The organism is Shimazuella sp. NTD247 (assembly GCF_059510415.1).
In genome coordinates, this window is the sequence record NZ_JCAJZU010000028.1 from 1 (window position 1) to 587 (window position 587).

The 587-nt window shown below is 54.9% G+C and carries 1 rRNA gene; it reads right to left on the reverse strand.

What is annotated here, in order from left to right:
- A 23S ribosomal RNA gene (locus AC5WOC_RS21190) occupies positions 1-587 on the reverse strand; the annotation flags it as partial.

The following is a 587-nucleotide window of genomic DNA, read 5'->3' on the forward strand; positions in this document are numbered from 1 at the left end:
GATGCCTCCACTGAGACTAGCGTCCCAGCTTCGCCGGCTCCCACCTATTCTGTACAAGTCGTACCTAGATTCAATATCAGGCTACAGTAAAGCTCCACGGGGTCTTTCCGTCTTGTCGCGGGTAGCTAGCATCTTCACTAGCACTACAATTTCACCGGGTCTCTCGTCGAGACAGCGCCCAGATCGTTACGCCTTTCGTGCGGGTCGGAACTTACCCGACAAGGAATTTCGCTACCTTAGGACCGTTATAGTTACGGCCGCCGTTTACTGGGGCTTCGGTTCAAAGCTTCGCTTGCGCTAACCTCTCCCCTTAACCTTCCAGCACCGGGCAGGCGTCAGCCCCTATACTTCGCCTTGCGGCTTTGCAGAGACCTGTGTTTTTGCTAAACAGTCGCCTGGGCCTCTTCTCTGCGACCACCCCGGAGGGTGGCACTCCTTCTCCCGAAGTTACGGAGTCATTTTGCCGAGTTCCTTAACGAGAGTTTTCCCGAGCACCTGAGGATTCTCTCCTCGCCTACCTGTGTCGGTTTGCGGTACGGGCGCAACGTTTCTCCTTAGAAGCTTTTCTTGGCAGTGTGAAGTCAGAT